Genomic DNA, 26,455 nt, shown 5'->3' with positions numbered 1-26,455 from the left:
TTGATCTGGATTCCCGCCTGCGCGGGAATGACGAAGGTGAGGCCAGGCTCCGTTCGTCCTGAGCCTGTCGAAGGACGCAAGGAGCAAGGGAATCAAGCCGCCGCTGAGAGCCCGTTCCCATCCCCGCACAATCCCGCATAGGCGGCGATCTGCTCCAGCGTCACTGCCCGCGCACCGGCTCCGTTACCGACAGCCTTGTGCCATTCGACGATCCAGTCGAGCGCGCTTTCCAGCGGCAGCGCGGGCTTCCAGCCGAGCATTCCACGTGCCTTCGAGCAATCGAGCCGTAGCAGCCCAGCCTCGTGCGGATGGGCGCCCGCCTGCCGCTCTGCCGGGATCGTGCCGCCCCAGCGCGCTTCCATGCGATTGACGATCAATTGCACAGGCTGGGCATCCTCGTCCGAAGGGCCGAAGTTCCAGCCATCGGCAAAGGCGCGCTCGCCCGCCAGCAGGCGCTCTGCCAGCATGATATAGCCGCGCAGGGCCTCCAGCACATGCTGCCACGGGCGCACCGAATGGGGGGAGCGGATCAGGGGCGCGGCGCCTGCTTCGAATGCGCGGACAAGATCGGGGATCAGGCGGTCGGCCGCCCAGTCTCCGCCGCCGATCACATTGCCCGCCCGACCTGAGGCGAGCAATGGGCCTTCGCCAGCGAAAAACGAGCGCCGCCAGGCCGAGACGACCAGTTCCGCGCAGCCCTTGCTGCTGGAATAGGGATCATATCCGCCCATCGGGTCGTTTTCGCGATAGGGCCAGTGCCACTCGCGATTCTCGTAACATTTGTCGGAAGTGATCGAGACTACTGCCTTCACCCCCGGCACCGCGCGGGCGGCTTCCAGCAGGTGCACTGTGCCCATCACATTGGTGGCATAGGTGCCTGCCGGGTCTTCATAGGAAAGCCGCACCAGCGGCTGGGCGGCGAAGTGGAAGATCACTTCCGGCCGGGCCTGCTCCACGGCAGAGGCAAGATGCGCGGCATCGCGCACATCGCCTTCGATATGGTGCAGGGTCTCCGCAACGCGGGCGGCATCGAACAGGCTCGGTTCGGTAGGGGCAGGCAGGGAATAGCCCGTGACCCGCGCACCCATGGCGTGCAGCCACAGGGCCAGCCAGCTGCCCTTGAAGCCGGTATGGCCGGTCAGGAAGACCCGGCGGCCCGCCCAGACCGGGCTCACCAGCGTTTCCACGGCGCGGCCCCGCTGTTCCACAGGTCTTCGAGATAGAGCTTGTCGCGCATCGTATCCATGGGCTGCCAGAAGCCGTCATGGCGATAACCCATCAGTTCTCCTCCGCTGGCCAGCCGTTCCAGCGGTTCGGATTCCCACGGAACATGCGGTCCATCGACAAGGTCCAGCACTGAAGGATGCGCTACGAAGAAGCCGCCATTGATCCGCCCGCCATCGCCATTGGGCTTTTCGCGAAAGCCGGTTACGCGCTGCTGGTCGAAGGCCAGCGCGCCAAAGCGCCCGGGCGGAGAGACCGAAGTGATGGTGGCGCGCTCGCCATGGCTCTTGTGGAATTCCACCAGCGCGGCGATGTCGATATCGGCCACCCCGTCGCCATAAGTGAAACAGAAGGGCTCGTCGGGGTCGAGATAGGGACGCACGGCGGCAAGGCGACCGCCGGTCATGGTGTCGGGGCCGGTTTCCACCAGCGTGATGCGCCATGGCTCGCTGCGGGCATTGTGGATTTCCATCCCGTTGCCATTGCGCAGATCGATGGTCACATCGGAGGTTTGCAGGAAGTAGTTCGCGAAGAACTCCTTGATGACATAACCCTTATAGCCCAGGCAGATCACGAAATCGTTGAAGCCGCTGGCGGAATAAATCTTCATGATATGCCACAGGATCGGCATCCCGCCGATTTCCACCATCGGCTTGGGGCGCGTTGCGGTTTCCTCGCCAATGCGGGTGCCAAGACCGCCGGCCAGAATTACGGTTTGCATCGATCCTCCACGTCATGTCGTTCGAGACTATGACGAAGCCATCCGCGCCCAACCGTAACCGCCTTTTGCACCTGCTGGTTCACAATGGGCCGGTCGCTGCCATTCTTGTGCTCGCCACATGGCTGAGAGTGGATGGAGTGGCCTTCGGCCTGCCCGCGCTCAACGACCCTGACGAGCCGCTGTTCATGATGCTGGCCTATTCCATGCTGGATCGAGGTTCTTTCGATCCGCAATGGTTCGGCCATCCGGGGACGATCACGCTCTACAGCCTCGCGCTGGTAATGGTGGGCGTGGCCGGTTTCGGCCTGCTGAGCGGCCGCTTTGACAGTATCGCGGATTTCGGCGCGGCGGTGCATCTCGATCCCGGCCTCGTGTTCCTGCCCGCCCGGTTGTTCATCGTGGCCAATGGCGTGGCCTGTGTGTGGCTGGTCTATCTCATCGGCAAGCGCCTGTGGGGGCCGCGCGCGGGACTGGTGGCCGCACTGGCTCTGGCGGTGAATGCCGTCCACATCTCATGGTCGCAGGTGATCCGCACCGATGTGCAGGCCAGCCTATTTATGCTGCTGTGCGTGCTGCAATCCATCGCCATCATGCGGGAGGGCAAGCTGCGCCATTACGTGCTGGCGGGCATCTTTGCCGGGCTCGCCTGCGCCACCAAATGGCCGGCGGCAGTGATTGCCCTCAGCCCGCTGGGCGCCGCGCTCTGGCGTGTGGTGAAGCAGGGGGATGACCGGCGGCTTGTGCTGGTGGTGATGGCGGTGCCGGTGCTCACCTTGTTCGTAGTCTCGCCTTATCTGCTGCTGAGCTACGATATCGTCCTGCGCGATCTTTCCGGCGAGGCACGCCCGTTCCATCCCGGTGCGACCGGGGGCGGGGTGTTGCACAATTTCGGCTGGTATATCTCCGCGCCGCTGGCCGCTTCCTTTGGCGCGGTGGGCCTCGTTCTGGCCGCGCTGGGTGCAATTGTGGCCCTGCTGCGCGACAGGGTCTGGCTATGGGCAGTAGCTCCCGGATTTGCGGCATTCCTGCTGGTGATTTCGACCCAGCACCTCATCTGGGAGCGCTGGCTGGTGCCGGTGCTTCCCTTCCTTGCGCTGGGGCTGGGCTGGATGGGTGGCCCGGCTATCGGCCTGCTGGTGCAAAAGCGAGAAAAACTCGCAGAATTTCTGGCTTTCTCGGCGCTCGCGGCCCTGTCCCTGCCCATGCTGCATGCCAGCCTCGCGCGAGCGGAAGAACGCCGCCACGATACGCGCCAGATCGCCAGTGACTGGGTCAGAACCCATGTCCCGCCCGGTTCTACGGTGCTTGTCGAACATGCTGCCATCGACCTGCTGCAAGGTCCCTGGAAAGTGCTCTTCCCCTTGGGCAAGGCAGGCTGCGTCGATGCCCGCGCGATGCTGGCAGGGCAGATTTCCGCCGATCAGGTGGAGGATTCCCGCCAGGGCAGCCCGGTGGTGGATTTCGCCCATGTCGATCCGGCGCGCCTCTCCACTTGCAAGGTGAATTTTGCGATCTTCTCTCACATCAGCGTCTATCGGGCCGAGCGCTCACGCTTTCCGGCGGAATACGCCCTGTATGAGCGAATGGCGGAGCAGGGCAGGATATGTAGTGTAATCAAGCCATTGAGCGGGAAATCCGGCGGACCCGAGATCGTGGTCATCGCCTTTCCGACCGAGGAAAATAGCGGCCCTTCCTGCCCGGGCTGACCCCGGAAACTTGTCCACACGCGCACGTCATGCGTGTTGCTGACGGACAAGAATTTGCTCGCGCAATGCAAAGCCGCGCGGGGCTCTCCAACGTATGTTGCAACGCGGAAAGTCGGATTCGTGCCGGATTTCCGGGTTTCGAGTGCCGCACATGCGAGCTCTTGCGCGACTCGCATTGTGCGCTGCACAATAGGCATGCACAGGATCGAGGTCACAATGACACTACTAACCGACCAGTTCTTCGACAGTTTCGCTACCTCCGTGATACCCACGGAAGAGGCAGAAACCCTGCCGCCGGAAATCTACATCAGCGAAGAATTCTATCGCTTCGAGAAAGAGGCGCTGTTCTATCGCGAATGGCTCTGCGTCGGCCGCGAGGAATGGATTCCTGCCTCGGGTGACTATTTCACCGCCAGCCACGCGAATGAGCCGATCATCATCGCTCGCGACCGCGAAGGCAATATCCAGGCCATGTCGGCCGTGTGCCAGCACCGCGCGATGCTGGTGGCCGAAGGCAAGGGCAATGCCCGCGCCTTCATCTGCCCCTATCACCACTGGACCTACGACCTGGACGGCAAGCTGGTCGGCGCTCCGGCGATGAACAAGACGTGCAATTTCGACAAGGCGAAGAACAATCTTCCCAAACTGAAGGTCGAGCTGTGGCACGGCTTCGTGTTCGTCAATTTCGATCCGGATGCGGAAGCGCTTGTCTCGCGCCTCGCTCCGCTGGAGCCGGTCGTCGCCAATTACGAGCTGGAAAAGTTGCGCGGGCCCGAGCCGGTCGTCGAGAATTTCGCCTGGAACTGGAAGGTCCAGTTCGAAAACAACAATGACGGCTATCACGCCAGCCGCCTCCACCAGGGGCTGCACGATTACATTCCCAGCTCCAAGGCGAGCTTCCCGGAAGTGCCCAAGGGCACGGCAGGCTATTACCGCCTCAACGGCACCCTGCATAAGAATGCGGCCTTCAATCCCACGGAAAAGGCGCTGTTCCCGGTCTTCCCGAAGCTGAGCGAGGAAGAGCAGAATCGCCTGCTGTTCGTGAACCTGCCGCCCAGCCTCTCGCTGGTGATCACCAATGACGTGGCGATCTACATCATCATGGATGCAGTTTCGGCTACCACGCACAAGGTGACCTTCGGCAGTCTCTATCTTCCCGAGGCAATGGAAGACCCGCTGTTCGAAACCAAGGCGAAGGTGACGAGCGACTACACCAATTCGATCTTTGCGCAGGATCTGCACACCGATCTGCTGGTGCAGCAGGGCCTCGGCTCGAAGTTTGCGCCGCGTGGCCGCTATAGCTGGCAGGAAGACGCCCAGCGCCAGTTCAACGTCTGGCTGGTCGATCGCTACATGGCCGAATGGGATCGCCGCCGCGGCCCGGCTGCTCCGGTCACGAAGCTGCACGCCACGTCCTGATTACTCTTTGCGCCGGTCGCAGGGTCCGCGGGCTGCCCCCCGCGACCTTTGCGGCCGGCGCTTCGATTCCGGCCCCGGCGAGATAGGGGCGCAATTTCCCTGATAGATGCCACGGGCGAGCCGTGCTTGCCTCCTCCCGCCGGACTCCGGGGGAACTCCCGCCCGAAACCGATGAGCAATGCGACGGAACGAGTGCCGTTCCGTTTCTCGGGCTGGGAAAATCAAGAATTTGTTCGCCAGCGCGCCAGCCGGGCAACCGCCACTCCTGATAGCGGAAATCACACGAGGTTTCCCATTCTGCACATCAGGGGTTTCGATGACCAATACGCTGATCTTCTTCGACATTCCGGCCGACGATCCGAACGCCGCCGGTGAGTTCTACGCCCAGGTCTTCGGCTGGGAAAACGATGCGCGCCCGATGGGCAAGTATCATCGCATGGTGCCCGGCGGCTTCTTCAAGAAGAAGGACGGCACGGACAGCGAAATCGGCAATCTCCACATGGGCATCGCCAATGTCGCCAATATGCGCCCGCATCCGGAACCCTATGGAGTGGAGCCGCGCTTCATTGCCACGGAAGGCCGCAAGCCGCGCTTCTGGGTGCTGGTCAGCGACGACGATTCTCACGAGCGCATTCTCGAAACCGCAGAGAAGCTGGGCGCCAAGATTCTGTGGCGTAACCACTATTGGGCCGAGTTCAACGGCTTCAACCACGCCTTCGCCGATCCGTGGGGCAATGAAGTGGTGCTGTGGGTGAAGGCCGGTGAAAACCCCGTTATTCCAGAGGATTACACCCGCGAATAATCATGTGACGCGGGGGCGCCGGAAGCCGGCTCGCCAACATCTTGTGCGTGAATATGCAAGACCGTTTCGCCCCGCTTTCCATAGCCTTTGATCAACAAGACTAAACACAGGGCCGCTCTTCCAGATGCGCGAAGCCATGACAGAAATTCCGAGTTTGCCGTCCACCTGCGGCACTCTTCAAGCGACCGGGAGGCAACTCCCATGAGCCGCCTCCCGGTCGTTTTTTTCGGTCATGGCAGCCCGATGGTCGCGCTCGAAAAGAGCGATACCACGGCCGCCTGGAACGCCATTGCCGGCAGGATCGGCAAGCCCAAGGCGATCCTGTGCATCTCGGCCCACTGGCTGACGCGCGCCACGGCCGTGACGGCAATGGCGCAGCCGCGCACGATCCATGATTTCGGGGCTTTCCCGCAGGCGCTGTTCGACATGCAATATCCCGCCCCCGGCGATCCGGAGCTGGCAATGCGCGTGCGCGAATTGCTCGACCCGGTGCCGGTGGCGCTGGACGCCAATTGGGGGCTGGACCACGGCACCTGGAGCGTCCTGGTCCATGCCTATCCCGAAGCCGACATTCCCGTCGTCCAGCTGGGCATGAACATCACTCTCACGCCCGCCCAGCACTGGGAAATCGGCAAGGCTTTGCGCCCTCTGCGTGACGAGGGCGTGCTGATCATGGGTACGGGCAATATCGTGCACAATCTTCCGGCGATGGATTGGGATAATCGCGATGCACCGCCCTATCCCTGGGCCGAACGCTTCAACACTGCGATGCTCGATGCAGTGGTGGAAGACCGGCCCGAAACGGTGATCGACTTTGCCAAGCTGGGCGACGATGCCCGTCTCTCGGTGCCGACGCCCGACCATTTCTGGCCGCTGCTCTATGTTCTGGGCGCGCGCCATCCGGGCGAGACGGCCACGCTCGAGCCGAATTTCATTCATCACAAATCCCTCGGGATGACCAGCATCCTGATCGGTGCCGCCTGATGCCCCCGGCAACAGGACGGTTTGTTCCAATGACCCACAGGGGAAAGACATGGCGTTGATCTGCGATCACGGTTTGCGGCGGAGCGAAGTGCAGCCCAAGGCGCTGCATTATCTGAGGGCTACGCCCGAAACGGTGCACTGGGGCTTCTTCTCGCCCGAGTTGAAGCCGGCTCTGACCGTTCAGAGCGGCGATCTGATCATGGCCCAGGCAGTGACTCATCACGCGGGCGACGATCCGGAACTGATGTTCGACGAGGACATCCAGCGCATTTTCACCGAGATCGATCCGAGCACCCGCTCGCCCGGCTGCCACATCATGACCGGCCCGATCTATGTGGAAGGCGCGGAACCCGGCGACATGCTGGAAGTGCGCTATTTCCAGATGACGCCGCGCTTCAACTATGGCTCCAACCTGCAGGCCAACTGGGGCCACCTTTACAAGGAATTCGGCGAGACCGAGCGGGTCACGATCTATGAGCTGAACCCGAATGCCAATACGGCCAAGGCGCTTTACGCCTATGACGTGGAGGAGACCTACCTCGTCCCCGGCCGCATTACCCATTGTGCCGCCTGCGACCGCCAGCCGGCGCTGGAAGGCATCACCATCCCGGCCCGTCCGCACCTCGGCACTGCCGGTGTTGCCCCGGCCGTGAACGAGCCGGTCAGCACCATCCCGCCGGGCCTGCATGGCGGCAACATCGATAACTGGCGCATCGGTGCCAATTCGCGGATGTATTATCCGGTTCAGGTCAAGGGCGGCCTGTTCTCCATCGGCGATCCGCATGTCAGCCAGGGCGACGGCGAGATCAGCGGCACTGCGATCGAAGCCTCGCTCAACGTGCTGTTCCAGATCATCCTGCGCAAGGACTTCAAGTTCCCTTCGCCGCTGCTCGAAACCCCCGATCACTGGATCGTCCATGGTTTCGGCGAAGATCTCGACATGGCGATGAAGAACGCCTCGATGGATATGCTCCACCTGCTCAACGAGCATCAGGGCCTGTCCAAGACCGATGCCTATTCGCTGATGAGCGTGGCCGCCGATTTCGGCGTCACTCAGGTCGTCGACGGTACGCAGGGTATCCATGTGCGGATCGACCGTGGGATCTTCCCGAACAAGGGAAGCGTCAGCGATCCGGAATGAAAGGGCCCGAATGAAAGGGGACGTGAAGGCCATGGCTGACCGGCAAGCAGCCTGGTCCTTCGATGCGGCAAGCCTGCCGCATGGTGAGCGCGCCGCCGCATGGGCCGATGCCATGCGGCGGCTGCACTTGCCTTTCGCCGGCCCTGCTCCCCAGGCGGAAGCGGTCGGCCGGGTTCTGGCCGCCACCTCTCCCATGGGCTTTGAATTCGCACTGGTTTCCGGTGGGGCCCAGTCCATTGCCGGGCGCACGCCGGGTGCGGAGCCGGGCCTGTGGATGGGCCTGCTGATCGATGGGGAGGCGAGCCTGCGCACGGACGATGCGCCGGTGGCTCTATCTCCTGCCATGCTGATCTATGGGGCGACCGGCATCGATGCCACGCTGCAGTTCGATGGCGCTTTCCGTCAGCTTTTCGTGCGCATTCCCAGCGTTGCCATCGATGCGCGACTGCTGGCGCCGCTGGCGGCCCGTGTTTCCATTGTCGAGCCCCAGAGCATGTCGGGCCATGCGCTGCTGGCCTTGCTACACAGCCTTGCCGCCTCGCTCGCCGAAGGGCGCCCAGGCGAACTGGGGCCGATTGAGAGCGCGTTGATCGAACTGCTCGTGCCCGTCATCGCTCGTTCCGGCGGCTTTGCGGGCAAGGGCGGGGCGATGGGGCAGCGCGCGCGCCAATATGAACGCATCTGCCGCGCGCTGGAAAGCCAGCTGGGCGATCCGGAACTGACCGTACAGGCGATTGCCGCAGCAGAAGGCGTGTCGGTCCGCTATCTTCAGCAGCTCTTCGCCCGTTTCGGCCAGACCGTGACCGGTTATCTCAAATCCCGCCGACTGGAGCGCGCACGGGCGGAACTGGCCAGCCCGCTCCATGCCCAGCTCAGTATCTCGGAAATCTGTTTCCGCTGGGGCTTCAACCAGTCGGCCCATTTCAGCCGCGCCTATCGCGAACGTTTTGGCGAGGCGCCGCGCGATACGCGCAACCGGGCACGCCGCAGCGGCATCGCCTGACAAACGAGCCTGCGCCGGACGACAAGACTCGCAGGTACGATTTCGCCCAGAATTTCTGCATCATGCTCTCCCGCTTTCGTCCTGACGGATTTCTCCTGCTGCTGCTGGCCGTGCTGGCTTTCGCCACCCTGCTGCCCGCTCGCGGCGACGCTGCTGTGTGGCTCGATCACCTGACCGATGTCGCGATCACGCTGCTGTTCTTCCTCCACGGTGCCAAGCTTTCCCGCCAGGCGATCCTGGCCGGGATCGGCGCGTGGAAGCTGCATCTGATGGTGCTGGCGACCACTTTCGTCCTGTTTCCCCTGCTGGGGCTGGCGATGGTTTCGGCGCTCGGCAGCTGGATCGATCCGGCGGTGGCGAGCGGGTTCCTGTTTTTGTGCATCGTTCCCTCAACCGTGCAGTCGTCGATAGCGATGACGGCGATTGCGCGGGGGAACGTACCGGCGGCGGTCTGCAGTGCGTCCCTCTCCAACGTACTCGGTATCGTGCTGACCCCGCTGCTGGCCACCCTCCTGGTCAGCAGCGGGCAAGCCGGGCAGGAATTCTTCCTGTCCGCGCTGATGAAAGTCGGCACCACTTTGCTGCTGCCCTTTATCGTCGGCCATCTGGCCCGTCCGCTGATCGGAGGTTTCGTCGACCGGCACCGCAAGCTGGTGATGCGTACCGACCGGGGCGTGATCCTCTTGGTGGTCTATGCCGCCTTCAGCGCCGCCGTGGTGGAAGGGCTGTGGACCCGGTTTTCGGCGATGGACCTTGCCACGATCCTGGCGCTCGACGCCGTGTTGCTGGGCGCGGTGCTATTTGCCACGCGGCAGGCGTCCCGTCTTGCGGGCTTCTCCCATGAGGATGAGGCCGTCATGGTATTCTGCGGCTCCAAGAAGAGCCTCGCCAGCGGCGTGCCCATGGCAGGCGCGTTGTTTCCGCCGGCGCAGGTCGGCCTGGTCGTGCTGCCACTCATGCTTTTCCACCAGCTCCAGCTGATCGTCTGCGCCGCCCTGGCGCAGGCCTATGCCCGCCGGAGCGAAGCCCAATCCAAGAGCGAGGAACTTGTCCATGCCGTATGACGTGCTCGAAGTCCGCCCCATGACCAAACCGATCGGGGCCATGGTGTCCGGGGTCGCTCTGAACGAGCCGCTCAGCAACAAGGTGGTGGATGAACTCCACAGCGCCTTGATGGAACATCAGGTGCTGTTCTTCCGCAACCAGCCGATGGACCATGACAGCCACGAGCGGCTGGGTCGCTATTTCGGCGAACTGGCCGGGCATAGCGGCGTGGGCGGTATCGAGGGCCATCCCAATGTCGTGAAAATCCACGCCGATGCGGATAGCAAGTTCGTGGCCGGGGAAGACTGGCACATGGACCTGTCGGAAGATCCGGAACCGCCCATGGGCAGTATCCTCTATCTGCACACAGTGCCGCCCGTAGGGGGCGATACGCTGTTTGCCAGCATGTATGCGGCCTATGATGCGCTGTCGCCCGCGATGAAGGCCTTCATCGATCCGCTGACGGCCGTGCATGATTCCAACCACATCTATCGGGAGCTTTTCCCGGATGTGGACAAGAAATATCCCACCAACACCCACCCGCTGGTGCGCACCCATCCGGTGACGAAGCGCAAGTGCCTGTTCTTCAGCAAGTCCAAGATCATTCGCATCAATGGCCTGACCAAGCCTGAGGGCGAGGCGCTGCGCGATTTCCTGGCGCATCATTGCGAGAACCCGAACTTCCAGGTTCGCTTCCGGTGGGAACCGCATTCGATCGCCTTCTGGGACAATCGCTGCACTCAGCATTTCGCCACCTGGGACTATTTCCCGGAAACTCGTTCCGGCTTCCGCGTGTCGGTCGCAGGCGATAAGCCCTATTGATGGCAAGGCGCAGCAAGGTGGGTAAGGTGGCGGTCGCGGCCTTAGGGCTCGCTCTGGGGGCGTCGGCCTTGAGTTTTGCGGTAGCTGGCCCCGCCTTTGCCGAAACGACCACAGCTCAGCGCGGCAGCGCCGTGGTCGAGTTGCGCGACGGGCTGGCGGCGATGATTGCAGAGGGCACCTTGCCCAATGCGCAGGTCGTGATCTCGCAGGGTGGCAAGGATGTCCTCGGCTTCCGTCTGGGCGATCTTGACCGGGAAAGTGGCACGCCGCTGCCCGAAGACGCTATCTTTCGCCTCTATTCCATGACCAAGCCGATCACGACCGTGGCGGCGATGATGCTGGTGGAAGAGGGGCGGATTTCCCTCGACGCGCCGATTGCCCGCTACATTCCCGAATTCGCCGATATGCGCGTTTATGAAAGCGGCGATCTGGAAAACATGGTCACCGTTCCGGCGGCTCGCCAGATCACTGTGCGCGATCTGATGACTCACAGCAGCGGGCTGACCTACAATTTCACCGGCAACACGCCGGTCCAGCAATATTACCGCAAGCATGGAGTGATGCGCGGCGGCGGTGTCGGGCGTCAGCCCGGCGATGCACCGCCTGCGGTTTCCATGGACGAGTTGATCGCGCGCCTCGCTGCTGCGCCTCTGCTTCACCAACCGGGCGAGCGCTTCTCCTACAGCAATTCCACGGGTGTGCTGGGCGTGGTGGTGGAGCGGGCATCCGGCATGCCGCTAGACCGTTTCTTCAGGGAACGGATTTTCACTCCGCTGGAGATGCGCGACACCACCTTTGTGGTGAGCGATGCGCAGCTGGCCCGGTTTGTGACGAATTACACCGCCAGCAAGGATGGGATGACGCCGGTCGAGACGGCAGAGGCATCGGAATATCGCGATCCCAGGCGGATGTTCGACGGGGGCGGGGCGCTCGCAGGGACGATGGAAGATTACCTCCACTTTGCCCAGATGCTGGCCAATCGCGGCGAATGGCATGGTCAGCGGTTGCTCAAGGCCGAAAGTGTCGATGCGATGTTCACGCCCTTGCTGCAGACCGGCGGGCAGGCGCATGAGAATGTGATGTTCGGCCTGGGGCTGGGGATCGGAGACGCTGCGAGCGAGGCCATCGGCGGCATGCCTTCGGGTGCAGGCGGCTGGTCCGGTTCGGGCAACACCTATTTCTTCGCCGACCCGCGCCGCAATCTCGTGGCGATCCTGATGACCAACGAACTGATCGGCGGGGAGTTTACCGAGCGGACGGTGCGGGTGCGTACCCTGCTGGACCGCGCGGCGGTTGAGGTCGGTTCGGGGCAGTGAAGGGCTGTCCTCAGTCGTCATCCCGGACTTGTTCCGGGATCTCGCTTTCCTGAGCCTGCCAAGCTGGACCCCGGCACAGGGCCGGGGTGACAAGTGAAACTTCAGGCCGTGAACAGCCCCTTGCGGATGATCGCGTGGACCCCCCAATTGCCGTTGGCGACCTGCGAAATCCCGAAATCGACCGCCACCGAAATGAGCGAGATCGCCTCGTCCTCCGACAGGTTCTTGGTGGTCATCAGGAAACGGCGGGTCTTGCGGAAGGCATCGCGCATCGCGCTGTCGATCGAGGCGCGCTTGTAGACTTCGCTTTGCGCGTCTTCGCCCAGTTCCTTGAGGTAATCCGGGTGGCTGAAGCCCATGATGACCCATTCGCTCTCGGTCTCGATCATCGGATAATCGAGATCGCGCATCATGCCCGAAAGATCGCCCTTCGGGTGGCGGATCACCTGGATCAGCGCCGTCATCGAACATTCGATGGCCGTGCCGCACAGTTCGGAATCGCCCTGAGAAGCGTGGGGATCGCCCAAGGATAGCAATCCGCCGGAAACCTGCACTGGCAGGAACACGCTTGATCCGGGGCCGGTGCGCCAATTGTCCATATTGCCGCCGAAGGAACTGGGCGGAATGGAATCGACCGGGCCGGTATGGGCGGGCGCCACTGCGATCACGCCGAAATGCGGGCGGATGGGGATCTCGACATCGCGCAGGATGTCGTAATTCCGCTCGATCGTGTCCGGATCGACCGGCACGCCCGGATAATTGTAGCGCTCATGCACGATGCCGGAAGGGTCGGTCTGCGGGGTCCAGCGGAAGGAATAGACCGCATGGGCGGTCGGCACGCGTTCCTTGCCACTCTCCACCTCGTAGATCGTGACCACTTCGCGCGGATTGGGCTGGGTCAGCAGATCGTTATACTGGAAGCCCCAGAAGGTCGCCGCATTGCTGCCGAAGGCCTTGCCCTGGAAGCGCGGATTGCCGCTTCGCCGGGGTTCGAGGCTGAGGATGCGCACTTCGATGATGTCGCCCGGCTCGGCGCCCTGAATGGCGATGGGACCGGTGCAGATATGCACGCCGAAGCCTTCGCCCGCGCCGCGGCCCACTTCGCTCGCATCCATCGGCCCGGCACCGCGCCGCTCGACGGCCTTGCCGTGCTCGTCCCAATGGAACACGCTTTCGGCGCCTTCATCGCCTTCCACCATGCGTTCGGGATCGTCATTGGCATGATGGGTGAGCGTCTCCACCGTCACGAAATCGCCGGAGCGGACGGTAAGGACAGGCTTCAGCAAGGAGCTGAAATAGCCCCAATGGACCGTGTTCGGGCTGACCGGCAGGTGATGGTGGCGCACTGTGCCATCGTCGCCAATGGGCAGCAGGCTGGTGGGAATGCCGACCGTTTCGCTGATTTCGGGGAAGGCTTCCGCCAGCGCGGCTTCCTCCTGAGCGGTGCGGCGGGCCGGGCGGCCACGGCGCAGCGTGTCGTTCGCATCGCCCTCGTCCGGCATGCCGGACTTGCGATATTCACGCGGGGAAATGCCGTATTGTTCGCGGAAGGCGCGGCTGAACGAGGCGGAATCGTTGAAGCCCCACTGGAACAGGATGTCCGAGATGGACTTCTGCGTGTGCAGGGGGCTTCGCAAGTCGAGCCTGCAGCGCTCCAGGCGCCTGACCTTCACGTAATGGCCGAAGCTGTCATCGATCGATTCGAACAACTTCTGCAGGTAACGCGGAGAAATGCCGTGTTCGCTCGCCACCTGCTGATAGTTGAGATTCGGATCGGACAGACGCATTTCGATGGTCTGGAAGATCCGCTCGAGCAGCGCAGCGCGCATACCGGCGGCGCCGCCAAGGGCGCGCGGCGGCGCATCGCTGAGCAGGGCAGCCAGCAGGAATTCGGGCAATGCCAGTTCGACCGGGCGCAGTCCTTCATCCGGCGTGTCGCTGGTGGTCATGTCGGCGACCGAACGGAGCATGCTGGACAATACGCGGCCTGGGCCGGCATCGGAGGAGAGGCTGCGCGGCTTGTCCGGCAGGGGAGCCTTCAGCCGCTGGTCCAGCGACTTGGCCGGAATTTTCAGCAGCAGCATGCGATGATCGCTGGTGAATTGCAGCGAGACCGGGGTTTCGCCGCGCCCGCAGATCATGTCGCCATCGTTGAAAGTGATCGTCTCGGTGCCGCTGCGGGCAACGCAGACACCATCCACCAGGACCGCAAGCCACAGGCTGCCGGGCTCTTCGCGGAAGTCGATCGTATATTCCTGTGCCGTCCCCACCAGGCGGACGAACTGTATGCCGACATCGCTGCTGAACTGGATGATTTCGCCGTAAAGGCTGGCCTCATCGGCGGCCTCAAGGGCTAACGACGCACGTTTTAGCGCAAAGCGCCATGCGTCGTAACGCTGTTCCTTGGGATAGGCATTAGTGGTGAAACGCAACGGGGCTCTCTATCAAACAAGGACCGGCCCCTCTCCCGGCGTGTCTTTTATACCCACCTAAGTGATATTTCGGAGGCCGCACGTCAACTGGCCATTCCGATGCTGTATCAGAATGGCCACGTCATGTTGTTGGCGAACCGCACCTACCCCGTCCGCAGGGTGCGGTTCGCTGATTACGATCCGTCTTCAGCAAGCAGGTGCAAGCACTGCTTCCGTTTCTTCTGCGTCACCCGGCGCGGAAGGCCGCTTGAACAGCAGCAGGGCCATGAAGAACGCGGTGCCGATCAGGCCGCAGACCAGGAAGACCAGCGAAAAGCTGCCCAGCTGGTCGCGGGCGAAGCCGCCCAGCGCCGGGCCGATCGCCGCCGAGGTGGAGATCAGGCTCATGGTCGAATAGAGCTCGAGGTTGGGGCGCTTGCCGAACACGTCGAGCAACAGCATCGCCACGCTGACATAGCTGAACCCGATGCCGACCCCGAGGCCGAGCGTAGCGATCCCGATCGCCACCGGGCTGCTGCCGCCCATCAGGGCGACGACGCCGATGATGGCAGTCGCCAGCGAAAGCATCGAAAGCGCGCGGGGCTTCATCTTTTCGCCCGCGACACCTGCCACGGCAGAAGCACCCGCGCTGATCAGGGCCAGCGCGCTCATCACCGTGGCCGCGCCGCCCATGCCCAGGCCGCTGTCGGACAGGTGCTGCACCGCAAAGCCGTGCACGGTCGTGCTGATGAGCAGCAAAGAGGTATAGGCGCCCACGATCACGTAATATTGGGGCGTGCGCATTGCCGCGCGAACGCTCCAGCCCACAGTCGCGTCGCTGGCCTTGGCCTTGGTGCCCGCATCCTTGTTGTTCCAGCGCGTCGCGGTGACGGCGGACGTGAACATGGACAGCAGCAGCGCCGCGATGGCCGCACCGCCCCAGAACAGGCGCCACTCATTGGTGATTTCCTGCGTCGCATAGGCGATCAGCGGGCCGGCGACCGAGCCGAGGCCGCCCACGGTGAAGTAGAAGCCCATCGCGGTGGAGTGCTTCTTGAACGAGTGGGAAATGACGTTGACTGCCGGAACCTGCCCGCAGATCGCAAAGCCGATGCCCAGGAGGATCGTGCCGAGGAAGTAGACGAACGGATTATAGGTCAGCGCAAGGCAGGCAAAGCCGCTGAACAGCACGGTACCGCCCGTCAGCATGGTGCGCGAAACGCCGAACTTGCGGATGAGAAGGGCGGGGATCAGGCCCGAAAGGCCACAGGCGATACCCAGCAAGGTAAAGCCGACGCCGGCAGTGGCCCAGCTCCAGCCCAGTTCTTCCACCATATAGGGCAAGACGACACCGAGGCCGTTGAAAGTACAGGCGTTCAGAATGAAGAAGAGGAGCGCCAGCGCGCCCAGAACCAGATACTTCAACCGGCCGTCGAACGTCATGGCGGGAACACTCCTTCACGCAGAATCTATTAGCGTAAGATGGAGTGGACCCTGTTTTGAGTCTTGATCCCCCGCGCCCTCACGCTTTGCAGCCTTGGCACTCGTCTTAGTGGGCTACGGCCACTGCCGAGCCGGAAGGCACGGTTCGTTCGCCGCGATAGGCGGGCAGGAGGAACAGCAGCGTGCTGCCCGCGCCCATTACCGCCATGGAGACGAGAATCGCGTCGCGATAGCTGCCCAGCGTGTCGAACGCGGCGTCGAGCAGCACCGGGGTAATGCCCTGGCCTGCGATCACGGCGGAATACATCACGCCCAGGATCGCGCCGAAATGGCGCAGGCCGAAATAGCGCGCGATGAAGAAGGGCAGGGCGCCGAACTGTGCGCCCAGCGCAATGCCGAGGCAAATGCCCGAACCGACCAGCATCGGCGTGGAAGTGCCATATTCGAGCAGGAACAGGCCGGGGATCGCCAGCGCATACATCGGCACCACGATCCGGGGCGTATTGGCCTTGTCCAGCATCCGGCCGCTGGCGACCTGCCAGGCGGAAGCGGACAGGGCAAAGACGCTGACCACCGCAGTGCCCACGCCGAGGCTGTAGCCCCGGTCGCCTACGATCGGCACGACATGGCTGAGGATGGCGGTGGAAATGCCGCCGCCCGCCGCAATGGCGACCATCAGCAGCCAGAAGGCGGGCAGGCGCATCGCTTCCTTGAGCGTCAACCCTTCCAGCTTCGCGCCTGCCGCGGCCCGCTGGGCGGGATCGCTGCGGCTGGGTACGTCATGCAGCAGGAAATAGAATATCGGGAAACCGACGAGCAGGATGATTGCCGAAATGCCCAGATAGCCTGCGCGCCAGCCCTGTGTGGAAACCAGGATCGCCGCGACGATGGGCATGATCACCGCGCCCAGGCCGTTGCCGAAGCCCGCGCTGAAGCCCATGGCCGTGCCCCGGTTGCGGTCGAACCACTCGGCAACCAGCTTGGCGAACATCGCCGTGCTGGGCAGGGCGCCGAAGATGCCGATGGCGAGGAAGGTGAGGTAGAACTGGGCAAGGCTGCCGCTGGTCAGCGCCAGCGCCGCGATGGACAGGCCCAGCGCGACATTGCCGAACAGGATCATCTTGCGCGATCCGTGCTGGTCCGAATAGCGGCCCGCAAGGGGGTAGGTGATCGCGCAGGATATCGCGATGATTGCCATGACCGCCGAAATGCTCGCGCGGGTCCAGCCGAATTCATCCGACAGCGGCACCAGGAACGTCCCGAACACGGAATGGACCGTGGCGGTGGTGGAAAGCACGCTGCCGGTTGTCGCGGCGGCGAGCACGCCCATCTGGCGGCGGCTGTCGAAAAACGCGGTCATTGCGGCGCTCCTTGCGCGGTGCTCGCCCATGCTGCGATCACCGCATCGGTGGTGGTCAGCAGGGCGCAGTTCTTGTGGAGGACCTTGAGCGTTCCGAGATGCAGTTCCTCTTCGTAAGAGGCGCAGGCATCGGAAACGACGAAGACGTGGAAGCCCCGGTGGAAGCCGGTCCGTGTGGTGGCATCGACGCAGCAATCGGTCGCGACCCCGGTCATAACCAGCGTGTCGATACCGCGCGCGCGGAGTTGCTCTTCAAGATCGGTGCCGTGGAAGCTGTCGTAAAGCAGCTTGGCAATCTCGATATCGCCGGGCTCCGGAGAGACGCGGTAATAGTCAGCCCCGCCATCGGCGGTGCGACAGATCGCCTGCCCGCCCGGACGGCCCTTGCGGGCATAGAGCGCCTTGAGCGCATCGGAATCCGTTTCCGGCTCGGTCACCACGCGCATGAAGGCCACAGTGGCCCCAGCCTTGCGGGCGGTGGGAATGATCGCCTCGATCCGGTCGATTGCCGCCTCGGCCAGTGTCATGTCCACGCCGACACGCTTGAGCAGACCCGATGGTCCGGCAAAGTCGTTCTGGATATCGACCACGATCAGCGCGGTCCGGGCAGCATCGATCAGCGGCGCAAGGGAGGCCGCGTCCAAATGCGGCAGGCCGGCGGGATCGGCCTCAGCCATGAACCGGCACCTTTTCCCCTGCGGGGAAGCGCTCGCGCAGAACCGGCAGCACCTTCTGCCCGAAAGTGGGGATGCCCTTCATGTAATCGTCGAAAATCAGCATGAGGCCATCGGAGCCGGAAATCTCGAACAGGTCGGTCAGATAGGCCAGCACCGTCTCGGGCGACCCGGCGACATGAGGAGCCATGAAGCCGGAGCGTGCCTTGCGGGTGAAGTCGTTTTCCTTGCCGATCTCGCTGTCGAGGAAGCCATAGGCGCGCATCATGCCCGCCAATGCGCCTTCGTCGAACCCCTCGCGGATCGCCTGAACCTTCTCGTCCGCCTCGGCGTCGCTTTCGCCGAATACTACCGTCATCATCGAATAGGTGCGGATCGAGCGGCCCACCGCGGCAGCATCGGCCTTGGCGGCTTCGCTCTCGCGCTTCAGCTTCTCGTGCTGACCGCCGTAAAGGAAGATCGCGTCCATCTCTGCGGAAGTGAAGGCCATGCCCTGCTTGGACGTGCCCGCGCAGACCAGGAAGGGGCGCGTGGAGGGCTTGGGCCAGCTTTGGCAGTCGTCGAGACGGAAATAGTCGCCATGCTGAGTGACGCTGTCCTCGTTCCACAGCCCCTTGATCGCCCTGATCCATTCCTGTGCGAGGTCGTAGCGCTGATCGTGCCCGACATTTTCGGGCCATGCGCCCATCTGGTCGAACTCGCCGCGATAGGAGCCCGTCACCACATTGAGGCCAGAGCGGCCGTGGCTGATCTGGTCCAGAGTGGCGACCATCTTGGCGGCGACGGCGGGGTTCTGGAGAAGGGTATGGATCGTGCCCCAGACCTTCACCTTGCTGGTCGCCTCGGCAATGCCGGCGACAGTGAGGAAAGAGTCCAACTGCTCGTCCCAATGCCGGGTTTCGCCGCCGTAACCGCGGAACTTCGCCATCGCCATGGCGAAGTCTAGCCCGTGCTGTTCGGCCAGAACCGCCGAGGCGCGGCAATAGTCGTAGGAACCGTCTATTTCCGGCTTGTTACTGGACATGATCCAGCCGCCGTTCGCAATTGGCAGGAACACACCCAAATCCTTACCGCCAGTGTCGGAAGGCAACCCGAAGGGCGTAAGCTCAAGCTCGCTCATATTTTTCGTTTCCGCGTTCCTGTTTGCGGAGCCGAGCTTATTCCTTGTGCCCGTGCGATCTTGACCGGGGGCGAATATTAATTTGGTGCGGCAGGGGCAGTGCCCAGTTCGAGAGCGTTCTCGGCCTCGCTGCGCGACGGCATCGCCGGGATCGCGCCTTGTTTCTGAGTGCACAGGGCTGCCGCCGCATTGGCGAGCGGGAGTGCGGCCTCCACCGATTCTCCCGAATCGAGCAGGGCGGCCAGCGCGCCGCAGAAACAGTCGCCCGCTCCGATGGTGTCGATCGGCGTTACTGACAGGGCCGGGGCGTGGAAATGCCGGTCGTTCCACACTGCCACCGCGCCCAGCGCGCCCAGCGTGACGATCACGGCCTGATCGCCGCGCGCGATCAATTGCCGTGCGACCAGGGCGTCTTCCGCGCTCTGCGGGGCATCGCTCAGCCCCAGATAATGGGCCAGCTCGTGCTGGTTCACGATCAGGATGTCGGCGTGGTCGAACAGCGGCGCTGCCTCGCGCAGGGCGGGCGCGGCATTGAGGATGCGGATGCGGCCTTGCGCGGCAGGGGCGGTGAAGAAGGCGCGCACAGTGTCGACGGGAATTTCGAGCTGGGCGAGCAGCACTTGTGCTTCCGGCCTGATTTGCGCGGCCTGATCCGGTGTCACCGCTTCATTCGCGCCCGGATTGACGATGATCTGATTCTCGCCGCTGCAATCGACCGCGATCGAGGCGAGCCCGGTGGCCATGTCCTTCAGCGCCGCGATGGCCTGCGTATCCACGCCATGTTCTTCCAGCATCCCGCGCATCCAGCTGCCGCCATCGTCGCTGCCGACTGCGCCGATCATTCGCGTCGGCGCGCCCATGCGTGCGGCGGCCACTGCCTGGTTCGCGCCTTTGCCGCCGGGCAGGCGGGCCGAGCGGAAGGACAGCACCGTCTCGCCCGGCCTGGGCAGAGCCTCTACCGACTGGATCAGGTCGACATTGATCGAACCTGCAACCTGCACTGCCATAATTGCCTCCCTCTAGGACGATTTCCGGCAGACTTCCTCAGCACGGTAGCCGGGCAGATCGCAACCGGAACGCCATCCTGTGCGCCAGCGGACAACAAATGCGGTTTGCCCTGCAAAGCGCTCTGCGCAGCCTGGCGTAGACAACGCAGGTAAGGCGAAACGAGAAGGTCCTATCGAAATGGCGAACTGGTTGATTACGGGAATTGGCGGCGGTCTGGGCCGCGAACTGGCCAAGGCGGCGCTTGCACGGGGCGACAAGGTGTTCGGCACCTCGCGCAACCAGGGAAGCTGCGACGCGTTTGAAGCTCTCGCTCCGGGGCAGGCCTTTGCCGCCGTGCTCGATTTCGCGGATCGCGAGGCACCTGCCCGCGTGGTCGCGCTGGCGGAAGAGAAGCTGGGCGGCATCGACCGGCTGGTGAACAATGCCGGCTTCGGCATGGTCGGCGCGATCGAGGAAGTCTCCGCCGAGGAAATGCGCGCGCTGTTCGATGTGAACGTGTTCGGCGCGATTTCGATGATCCAGGCGGTGCTGCCTTACATGCGTGAACGCAAGGCGGGGCATGTGGTGAACATCACTTCGGTCAGCGGGCTGGCCCCCTGGGCGGGCACGGCGCTCTACGGCGCCAGCAAATATGCGCTGGAATGTATCGGCCAGACCTTGGCGCAGGAAGTGGGTCCGATGGGCATCCGCGTGACCAATGTGGCGCCGGGCGGCATGCGCACGGAATTTGCGGGCGGGTCGCTGCGCATCGCGGCAAAGGATATCCCGGCTTACGAGGATACCGCCCATTTCGCCAAGCGTTCGCTCTCCGAAGGGCAGGGCAAGGAAAAGGGCGATCCGGCCCTTGCCGCCGCCGCGATCCTCTCTGCCCTGGACGAGGCAGAGCCGCCGCTGCACCTGCTGCTGGGCAAGGATGCGCTCCATTACGCGGAAGGGCAGACCGACCTGCTCCGCGCGGAAATGGAAAAGTGGAAGAGCTATTCGCTTTCCATCGCCTATCCGGAATATGCTGATGCATGAGGTCTCTCTCCCCGAATGGGCGGTTGAACGCGGCAAGTGGCTCAACTCCTTCGGGGAGATCGACCCGGCGCGCACCGCACTGGTGATCGTCGATATGCAGGGGGCGTTCGTCGCGCAGGGGGAGATCTTCGGAAATCCCCATGCGGAGGCGATCATCCCCGCCGTCAACCGCCTCGCCGCCGCCATGCGCGCGGCGGGCGGCACGGTGATCTGGACGCGCCAGACGGTGAGCGAGGAAGCACCGCTCGCCATGGCGCCCTGGCAATACGATCCGACCGACGCGCGCGTGCGAGAGGCTATCGACGCGCTCACTCCGGGCGCCGCGTCGCACGACCTGCACCCCGATATGGCTGCCGCCGATACCGATCTGGTGCTCGACAAGTATCGCTATAGCGCCTTTGGGTGCCCTGCAGGCGCGCTTGAGGCTGCTTTGAGGCAGCGCGGAATCGAGATGCTGGTGATTGCCGGAACGCTCACCAATGTCTGCTGCGAAAGCACCGCGCGCGACGGCTATATGCGCGGTTTCAAGGTGATTTTCCTCTCCGACGCGACGGCTACCGTCTGCGATGAAGAACAGAATGCGGCGCTCTTGAGCCTGCGGCTGCATTTCGCCGACGTGCGGAACACCGCCGCCGTCATTTCCATGCTGGAACAACCCACTACTCAGGTAACTTCATGACTTTTCACGATGCCAGAGCGACCGAACACCCGATCCACGAAGTCTTCACCCGCCGCTGGTCCCCCCGCGCCTTCGACCGCACGCCGCTGGAGGAAAGCGAGCTTTTCCGCCTGATCGAGGCCGCGCGCTGGGCGCCTTCCGCCTTCAACGTCCAGCCCTGGCGCTTCCTCTACGCCCTGCGCGGCGGGGAGGACTGGGAGCGGTTCCTGGACATTCTCGTCCCCTTCAATCGCAGTTGGGCGGCCAATGCGGGGGCCATCGTGTTCATCCTGTCGGACCGCTTCATGCGCGATGAGGCCGGAGAGCCCAAGGAAGAACTCTACAGCCACGCCTTCGATGCCGGCGCCGCTTGGGGCCAACTGGCACTGCAGGCGATCCACGATGGGCTCCATACTCACGGGATTACCGGGCTGGATTTCGAAAAGGGCTACAAGGAACTCGGCATTCCCGAGGATTTCCGCATCGAGATGGCGGTCGCCATCGGCCGCACCGGCGATCCGGCCGAACTGCTGCCCGACTATCTGCGCGACCGTGAGGTTCCTTCGGGCCGCATGGCAATTTCACAATTGGCGTTCCCCGGCAACTTCCCTGCCTGAAAGCCGCAGACAAAGAAAAGGCCCGGAAAGCGATCCTGCTTTCCGGGCCTTTTCTGTGAGGCCGAGGCCCCGCCCGATCAGGCGATCAGGCGCGGCACGCACACTTCGCGGATGCTGAAGTGGGCGTCGGGATGTTCGGTTTTGCCGTCACGCGGAGCGGAGCGGATCTGGACCACGCCGTTCTTGCCGAAACCTTCCACAACCGGGCGCCCCGCATCGCGGTGCAGCCACAGGCGCAGCAGGTGGCGGCGGCGCTGCGGTTCGGGGAAATCGTAGAAAGTCGTGCGCGCATGGAGCGCGGCATAATTGGACAACCACTGGATATCGCCGGGGCGGAAATCCATCTCGATGGCCATGCCTTCTTCATAGGTGATCTTGTCGAACAACTCGAGCACTTCGACCTGTTCCGGGGTCAGCTTGGGCACGCCCGGATAGTTCTGCGCAGTGATGATATAGAGCGAGCCGGCATACATGCTGAACACGCCCTCTTCCATGCTGATCACCGGCGAAGTGTAGGTGTCGGCAGGAGCTTCCTGATCCTGGCGGCGCCAGTCCCAGTGGAAGGGTTCGAGCAGCAGCGGGGCAAGGTCCGGCCGGCGCTTGAGGATCTCGTTATAGATCTGCGCGCCCGAGACGAGGCAGGACGCGCCGCCAGCCATGGCCGGACGCAGGCACATCAGCGCCACCACGTCCGAACTGTCGGAGTGATAGACGAGCTGGTCGCGGACCTTGGAGGACTTGGCGGTGGGATCGTCCATCGTCTTGTCGGAGGTGGCATAGACGTGGTCGATCAAATCGCCCATTTCGTTCTGGCGGATCGGATCGCCCATGTAGAGGCCGAGGATGTAGTAGATGGCCGAGGAAAGCGCGTCGGAATAGAGATAGGTGCGCAGGCCGCGGACGAGCACGAAGCCGCGGCCGTAATCGACGTCCCTGCCCCATTCGGCCACCGCTTCGGCGCAGGCGACCAGCGGGAAATCTTCCTTCTTTACGAAGCGCAGGTCCGGGTCCTCTTCGACGAAGCGCTTGCCCAGTTCCTCAAGCTCCGCGACCTGTTCGTCGGACAGCAGGTAAACCCAGTCCTGCCGGGCCGAAAGTTCGTCACCGCGCCACGCGGCCTCGGTGCGTACGGGTTCCAGCTCGGTAATCACGGACATCGGATAGTCTCCTTGTTCGGCCAGTCTCGCGGAATCGACACAGCTGTAACGTGCCTGCCGCAATCTTGTGTCTATCCCGATGTGCGAAAAGCATCTTGGCCGGTCGTGCAAAAATTCTGTTCCGGGCGCGAATCATATGCGTTCTGAGGCAAAGCGCCTCCCGGCCATTAACCATCCCGATATGGGAAACTGCCCCGGCGCGAGGGGTGCAGGCGCGATCGCGTCAACAAGTTCTGCGCGACTCCTCAAGATTGGAACGCCGCTTGATGGCTCAATGCAACTCAAGCGGCACCCCGGCAAAACGGGGGCCTCACAACAGGGTTGAGATGGGGGTGCCTCGAGCGGGTTTCGATTCCAATCGGGGAAGCGCGATGACCAAGACAAATAATAATCGGAAGTATCTGCTGGCCGGCGTAGCTCTGGCTGTTCTGGCGCCCACCGGCGCCTGGGCGGAAGAAACGACTGCCGAGTCGACCGAATATGTGAATGAAATCGTCATTACGGCGACAAAGCTCAACACGAGCCTTCAGGAAGCTTCGCTCTCGGCCACGGCGGTTACCGCCGATGCGCTGAAGCAGAACAACATCACTGACGTTACCGGCCTGAACGGCAGCGTGCCCAGCCTCGTGGTTGCCAAGAGCGGCGGCGGCGAGCGTATGGTTACCATCCGCGGCATCGGTTCGGAAACGCCGGAAAACCTGAACTCCCAGCCGGGCGTTTCCTACCACATCGACGGCGTTTACATCTTCAACTCGATTGCCGCCAACGCGGCCTTCGTGGATGTGGGTCAGGTCGAAGTCCTGCGCGGTCCGCAGGGCACTACTTTCGGCCAGGGTTCCACCGGCGGTACGATCAACGTCGTGTCGCGCGAGCCGCTGCTCGGCAAGTTCGGGATGAACGGCGAAGTCGGCCTGGGTAATTACAACCTGCTCAATGCCGAACTGGGCATGGACGTGCCGGTGGGCGATAACCTCGCTTTCCGCGTCTACGGCAACCGCCGCAAGCATGATGGCTATGCCTATGCCACCGACGTCGAAGGCTACGACAAGTACGAGCTCGACGACGAGAACTCGACCTCGTGGAAGGCCATGATGCGTTGGGAGCCGACCGACAATCTGAAGGTCACGCTCGCCACCATCCAGTATGACAGCGACACGCATGGCCCTGCGCAGAAGAACGTGCTGGATCCGTCCGAAGATCCGCGCGTCGTCACGCAGGACTATCCCGGCCGCTCGGTCGTGAACACCGACCTCTATTACGGCACGGTGGCGCTGGATCTGGATTTCGCCACGCTGAAGTCCATCACCAGCTACCAGAAGCTGCACAGCGAACAGAGCTGGGACGGCGACGGCCTCAATGCCGACCTGTTCAGCGATGTCACCTATTGGGTTGGCGCCAATCCCTGGGAAACGGGTTACTTCAACTACGACCACGTCGCCCTGTGGGAAAGCAACAACGAAAGCTGGACGCAGGAAGTCAACCTGGCCTCCAACGGCGAAGGTCCGTTCAACTGGATCATCGGCGGCGTCTATCTCTGGTCGAAGAACGACCAGTACATCGTGGAATACCGCGCTGCTGACGACCAGCTCGTCCGTCCGCCGCTTCCCGTCGACACTGCCTGGAACGACCCGCAGGTTCTGGACCTGACCTATGCCAGCCTGCAGTCGGCTACTCGCAAGGCGTGGGCCGCCTATTTCCAGGGCACCTACGATGTGACCGACAAGTTCGCGGTCACGGCCGGCATCCGCTACAATCACGACGAATATAGCGGCACGTCGGACAGCAATAACGGCGAGTTCCCCGATTACGGTTCGGGCGCCTATCTGCAGCCCACCGTGAGCCCGGGTCTGTCGACCAACGAATGGACCGGCAAGTTCGCGCTGGAATACAAGTTCACCCCGGAAAACATGGTTTATGCCAGCTACACCCGCGGCTTCAAGCCGGGCGGTCTGAACGGCAATTCGACCTCCTATGTGAACTTCGGTTGGGAAACCGGCATCAAGCCGACCTATCAGCCGGAAGTGGTCGACTCGTTCGAAATCGGCTCCAAGAACCGCTTCTTCGACGATGCGCTGCAGCTCAACGTTTCGGGCTTCTACTACAAGTACAAGAACATGCAGTTCCTCGATGAGGATGCGATCCTGTACGGCGAAGGCACGGCCAATGCTCCCAGCGCCAAGATCTACGGCATCGAGCTGGAAGCGAATTACCGGATCACCGATAGCCTGCGTCTGGAAACCAGCCTGTCGCAGCTGAACGGCGAATTCGACGCGGACTATTATGCGCTCGATCCGGTCGATGCTCTGGCCGCTCAGAATGCCGCCGGCTATCCCGACTGGCTGTTCTGGTCGAACTACTATGCCGCGTCGGTCGCTCGTGAAAGCGCGCGTTCGAACATCAATGGCAACAAGGTGCCCAAGCTGCCCAAGTGGCAGGGTTCGGCCGCCCTGGTCTATAATGGCAAGGTCGGTCCGGGCGATCTGACGGCCCGCGTCCAGTACCAGTATCGCGGCGAGTTCTTCTACCGCGTGTTCAACAACGAGTTCTATGACACGACCCCGTCCTACAGCGTGGTGAACCTGTTCGTTCGCTACGAACCCGAAGGCAGCCCGGTCTATGTCACGGCTTCGGTGAGCAATCTGTTCGACGAAGCCGGCGTGAACTCGCGCTTCTCGGATCCCTACGGCAGCTCGCAGGGCTTCGAGACCTACATTGCGCCTCGTCAGGCGATCTTCTCGGTCGGCTTCAAGTTCTGAGCCACCGGCACTCGGCCCTTGCGGGCAGAGTGAAGTGAAGAGACAGAAT

22 protein-coding genes are annotated in these 26,455 nt (G+C 63.0%); 13 read left to right on the top strand and 9 right to left on the bottom strand.

All coding sequences use genetic code 11. The annotated features are described in order from the left end of the window. Window positions 1-92: 92 nt before the first annotated feature. On the bottom strand, window positions 93-1,208 hold the full coding sequence (gene rfbG / locus WFP36_RS11655) for a CDP-glucose 4,6-dehydratase (protein WP_336980669.1): 1,116 nt from the start codon (window positions 1,206-1,208) through the stop codon (window positions 93-95). Further along, window positions 1,172-1,945: a glucose-1-phosphate cytidylyltransferase gene (rfbF, locus tag WFP36_RS11650; RefSeq protein ID WP_336980668.1), complete on the bottom strand. Its 774-nt coding sequence runs from the start codon at window positions 1,943-1,945 to the stop codon at window positions 1,172-1,174. Before rfbF ends, rfbG begins: the two co-directional genes overlap by 37 nt. A gap of 29 nt (window positions 1,946-1,974) precedes the next feature. Between rfbF and WFP36_RS11645 the strand changes: the two genes are divergently transcribed. The 9 genes from WFP36_RS11645 to WFP36_RS11605 all read left to right on the top strand — a co-directional run bounded on the left by WFP36_RS11645 (window position 1,975) and on the right by WFP36_RS11605 (window position 12,182). Continuing rightward, complete coding sequence (locus WFP36_RS11645; RefSeq protein ID WP_336980667.1) at window positions 1,975-3,651, top strand: ArnT family glycosyltransferase; 1,677 nt, start codon at window positions 1,975-1,977, stop codon at window positions 3,649-3,651. A gap of 216 nt (window positions 3,652-3,867) precedes the next feature. Then, window positions 3,868-5,070 (top strand): aromatic ring-hydroxylating oxygenase subunit alpha, encoded by a 1,203-nt coding sequence (locus WFP36_RS11640; RefSeq protein ID WP_336980666.1) that lies wholly within the window; start codon window positions 3,868-3,870, stop codon window positions 5,068-5,070. Between the two features lie 316 nt (window positions 5,071-5,386). Beyond that, window positions 5,387-5,872, top strand: a complete 486-nt coding sequence (locus tag WFP36_RS11635; protein ID WP_054529176.1) for a VOC family protein — start codon at window positions 5,387-5,389, stop codon at window positions 5,870-5,872. Between the two features lie 201 nt (window positions 5,873-6,073). After that, on the top strand, window positions 6,074-6,856 hold the full coding sequence (gene ygiD, locus WFP36_RS11630) for a 4,5-DOPA-extradiol-dioxygenase (RefSeq protein ID WP_336980665.1): 783 nt from the start codon (window positions 6,074-6,076) through the stop codon (window positions 6,854-6,856). Between the two features lie 49 nt (window positions 6,857-6,905). Next, window positions 6,906-7,997: an acetamidase/formamidase family protein gene (locus WFP36_RS11625; protein ID WP_336980664.1), complete on the top strand. Its 1,092-nt coding sequence runs from the start codon at window positions 6,906-6,908 to the stop codon at window positions 7,995-7,997. Window positions 7,998-8,028: 31 nt separating this feature from the next. Beyond that, a complete protein-coding gene (locus WFP36_RS11620; RefSeq protein ID WP_336980663.1) occupies window positions 8,029-9,000 on the top strand; it encodes an AraC family transcriptional regulator in 972 nt (323 codons plus the stop codon). 62 nt (window positions 9,001-9,062) lie between these two features. Beyond that, window positions 9,063-10,064 (top strand): bile acid:sodium symporter family protein, encoded by a 1,002-nt coding sequence (locus WFP36_RS11615; protein ID WP_336980662.1) that lies wholly within the window; start codon window positions 9,063-9,065, stop codon window positions 10,062-10,064. 19 nt (window positions 10,065-10,083) lie between these two features. Further along, window positions 10,084-10,866: a TauD/TfdA dioxygenase family protein gene (locus WFP36_RS11610; RefSeq protein WP_336980661.1), complete on the top strand. Its 783-nt coding sequence runs from the start codon at window positions 10,084-10,086 to the stop codon at window positions 10,864-10,866. Continuing rightward, a complete protein-coding gene (locus tag WFP36_RS11605; protein ID WP_336980660.1) occupies window positions 10,866-12,182 on the top strand; it encodes a serine hydrolase domain-containing protein in 1,317 nt (438 codons plus the stop codon). Before WFP36_RS11610 ends, WFP36_RS11605 begins: the two co-directional genes overlap by 1 nt. 101 nt (window positions 12,183-12,283) lie before the next feature. Here WFP36_RS11605 and WFP36_RS11600 read toward each other — a convergent pair whose 3' ends face one another. The 6 genes from WFP36_RS11600 to WFP36_RS11575 form a co-directional block, all read right to left on the bottom strand. Then, the gene (locus WFP36_RS11600) at window positions 12,284-14,614 is read right to left on the bottom strand and encodes an acetamidase/formamidase family protein (RefSeq protein ID WP_336980659.1); all 2,331 of its coding nucleotides are present in this window, start codon (window positions 14,612-14,614) and stop codon (window positions 12,284-12,286) included. Window positions 14,615-14,800: 186 nt separating this feature from the next. Next, window positions 14,801-16,036, bottom strand: coding sequence for an MFS transporter (locus WFP36_RS11595; RefSeq protein ID WP_336980658.1), 1,236 nt, complete (start codon window positions 16,034-16,036; stop codon window positions 14,801-14,803). A 106-nt stretch (window positions 16,037-16,142) separates the two neighbouring features. Further along, window positions 16,143-17,396 (bottom strand): MFS transporter, encoded by a 1,254-nt coding sequence (locus WFP36_RS11590; protein WP_336980657.1) that lies wholly within the window; start codon window positions 17,394-17,396, stop codon window positions 16,143-16,145. After that, window positions 17,393-18,073, bottom strand: a complete 681-nt coding sequence (locus WFP36_RS11585; protein ID WP_336980656.1) for a cysteine hydrolase family protein — start codon at window positions 18,071-18,073, stop codon at window positions 17,393-17,395. Before WFP36_RS11585 ends, WFP36_RS11590 begins: the two co-directional genes overlap by 4 nt. Beyond that, entirely contained in the window at window positions 18,066-19,190 is a 1,125-nt protein-coding gene (locus WFP36_RS11580) for an LLM class flavin-dependent oxidoreductase (RefSeq protein WP_336980655.1), read from the bottom strand. Before WFP36_RS11580 ends, WFP36_RS11585 begins: the two co-directional genes overlap by 8 nt. A gap of 77 nt (window positions 19,191-19,267) precedes the next feature. Beyond that, a complete protein-coding gene (locus tag WFP36_RS11575; RefSeq protein WP_336980654.1) occupies window positions 19,268-20,197 on the bottom strand; it encodes a ribokinase in 930 nt (309 codons plus the stop codon). A 178-nt stretch (window positions 20,198-20,375) separates the two neighbouring features. Between WFP36_RS11575 and WFP36_RS11570 the strand changes: the two genes are divergently transcribed. Genes WFP36_RS11570 through WFP36_RS11560 form a run of 3 tightly spaced genes read left to right on the top strand, consistent with a single transcriptional unit; the run spans window position 20,376 to window position 22,493 of the window. After that, window positions 20,376-21,218, top strand: a complete 843-nt coding sequence (locus tag WFP36_RS11570; RefSeq protein WP_336980653.1) for an oxidoreductase — start codon at window positions 20,376-20,378, stop codon at window positions 21,216-21,218. Continuing rightward, the gene (locus WFP36_RS11565) at window positions 21,211-21,897 is read left to right on the top strand and encodes a cysteine hydrolase family protein (protein WP_336980652.1); all 687 of its coding nucleotides are present in this window, start codon (window positions 21,211-21,213) and stop codon (window positions 21,895-21,897) included. The genes WFP36_RS11570 and WFP36_RS11565 overlap by 8 nt, the downstream gene beginning before the upstream one ends. Continuing rightward, complete coding sequence (locus tag WFP36_RS11560) at window positions 21,894-22,493, top strand: nitroreductase family protein (protein ID WP_336980651.1); 600 nt, start codon at window positions 21,894-21,896, stop codon at window positions 22,491-22,493. Before WFP36_RS11565 ends, WFP36_RS11560 begins: the two co-directional genes overlap by 4 nt. A 77-nt stretch (window positions 22,494-22,570) precedes the next feature. Here the strand turns inward: WFP36_RS11560 and WFP36_RS11555 are convergent, their stop codons facing one another. Next, the gene (locus WFP36_RS11555; RefSeq protein ID WP_336980650.1) at window positions 22,571-23,650 is read right to left on the bottom strand and encodes a TauD/TfdA family dioxygenase; all 1,080 of its coding nucleotides are present in this window, start codon (window positions 23,648-23,650) and stop codon (window positions 22,571-22,573) included. Window positions 23,651-24,021: 371 nt separating this feature from the next. Here WFP36_RS11555 and WFP36_RS11550 point away from each other — a divergent pair, with 371 nt between their 5' ends. Beyond that, the gene (locus WFP36_RS11550; protein WP_336980649.1) at window positions 24,022-26,406 is read left to right on the top strand and encodes a TonB-dependent receptor; all 2,385 of its coding nucleotides are present in this window, start codon (window positions 24,022-24,024) and stop codon (window positions 26,404-26,406) included. Window positions 26,407-26,455: the final 49 nt, after the last annotated feature.

It is taken from the genome of Fulverythrobacter fulvus (assembly GCF_037154085.1).
GTDB classification, from domain to species: Bacteria; Pseudomonadota; Alphaproteobacteria; order Sphingomonadales; family Sphingomonadaceae; genus Andeanibacterium; species Andeanibacterium fulvum.
The sequence above is the reverse complement of the archived record's forward strand: the minus strand, read 5'-3'. Positions and strand labels throughout refer to the sequence as shown.

What these genes read in the sequence shown, in the direction of transcription:
- rfbF (WP_336980668.1), bottom strand. Translation starts at nt 1,945, where the DNA reads ATGCAAACCGTAATTCTGGCCGGCGGTCTTGGCACCCGCATTGGCGAG.
- WFP36_RS11645 (WP_336980667.1), top strand. Translation starts at nt 1,975, where the DNA reads ATGACGAAGCCATCCGCGCCCAACCGTAACCGCCTTTTGCACCTGCTG.
- WFP36_RS11640 (WP_336980666.1), top strand. Translation starts at nt 3,868, where the DNA reads ATGACACTACTAACCGACCAGTTCTTCGACAGTTTCGCTACCTCCGTG.
- WFP36_RS11635 (WP_054529176.1), top strand. Translation starts at nt 5,387, where the DNA reads ATGACCAATACGCTGATCTTCTTCGACATTCCGGCCGACGATCCGAAC.
- ygiD (WP_336980665.1), top strand. Translation starts at nt 6,074, where the DNA reads ATGAGCCGCCTCCCGGTCGTTTTTTTCGGTCATGGCAGCCCGATGGTC.
- WFP36_RS11625 (WP_336980664.1), top strand. Translation starts at nt 6,906, where the DNA reads ATGGCGTTGATCTGCGATCACGGTTTGCGGCGGAGCGAAGTGCAGCCC.
- WFP36_RS11620 (WP_336980663.1), top strand. Translation starts at nt 8,029, where the DNA reads ATGGCTGACCGGCAAGCAGCCTGGTCCTTCGATGCGGCAAGCCTGCCG.
- WFP36_RS11615 (WP_336980662.1), top strand. Translation starts at nt 9,063, where the DNA reads ATGCTCTCCCGCTTTCGTCCTGACGGATTTCTCCTGCTGCTGCTGGCC.
- WFP36_RS11610 (WP_336980661.1), top strand. Translation starts at nt 10,084, where the DNA reads ATGACCAAACCGATCGGGGCCATGGTGTCCGGGGTCGCTCTGAACGAG.
- WFP36_RS11605 (WP_336980660.1), top strand. Translation starts at nt 10,866, where the DNA reads ATGGCAAGGCGCAGCAAGGTGGGTAAGGTGGCGGTCGCGGCCTTAGGG.
- WFP36_RS11595 (WP_336980658.1), bottom strand. Translation starts at nt 16,036, where the DNA reads ATGACGTTCGACGGCCGGTTGAAGTATCTGGTTCTGGGCGCGCTGGCG.
- WFP36_RS11590 (WP_336980657.1), bottom strand. Translation starts at nt 17,396, where the DNA reads ATGACCGCGTTTTTCGACAGCCGCCGCCAGATGGGCGTGCTCGCCGCC.
- WFP36_RS11585 (WP_336980656.1), bottom strand. Translation starts at nt 18,073, where the DNA reads ATGGCTGAGGCCGATCCCGCCGGCCTGCCGCATTTGGACGCGGCCTCC.
- WFP36_RS11580 (WP_336980655.1), bottom strand. Translation starts at nt 19,190, where the DNA reads ATGAGCGAGCTTGAGCTTACGCCCTTCGGGTTGCCTTCCGACACTGGC.
- WFP36_RS11575 (WP_336980654.1), bottom strand. Translation starts at nt 20,197, where the DNA reads ATGGCAGTGCAGGTTGCAGGTTCGATCAATGTCGACCTGATCCAGTCG.
- WFP36_RS11570 (WP_336980653.1), top strand. Translation starts at nt 20,376, where the DNA reads ATGGCGAACTGGTTGATTACGGGAATTGGCGGCGGTCTGGGCCGCGAA.
- WFP36_RS11565 (WP_336980652.1), top strand. Translation starts at nt 21,211, where the DNA reads ATGCATGAGGTCTCTCTCCCCGAATGGGCGGTTGAACGCGGCAAGTGG.
- WFP36_RS11560 (WP_336980651.1), top strand. Translation starts at nt 21,894, where the DNA reads ATGACTTTTCACGATGCCAGAGCGACCGAACACCCGATCCACGAAGTC.
- WFP36_RS11555 (WP_336980650.1), bottom strand. Translation starts at nt 23,650, where the DNA reads ATGTCCGTGATTACCGAGCTGGAACCCGTACGCACCGAGGCCGCGTGG.
- WFP36_RS11550 (WP_336980649.1), top strand. Translation starts at nt 24,022, where the DNA reads ATGACCAAGACAAATAATAATCGGAAGTATCTGCTGGCCGGCGTAGCT.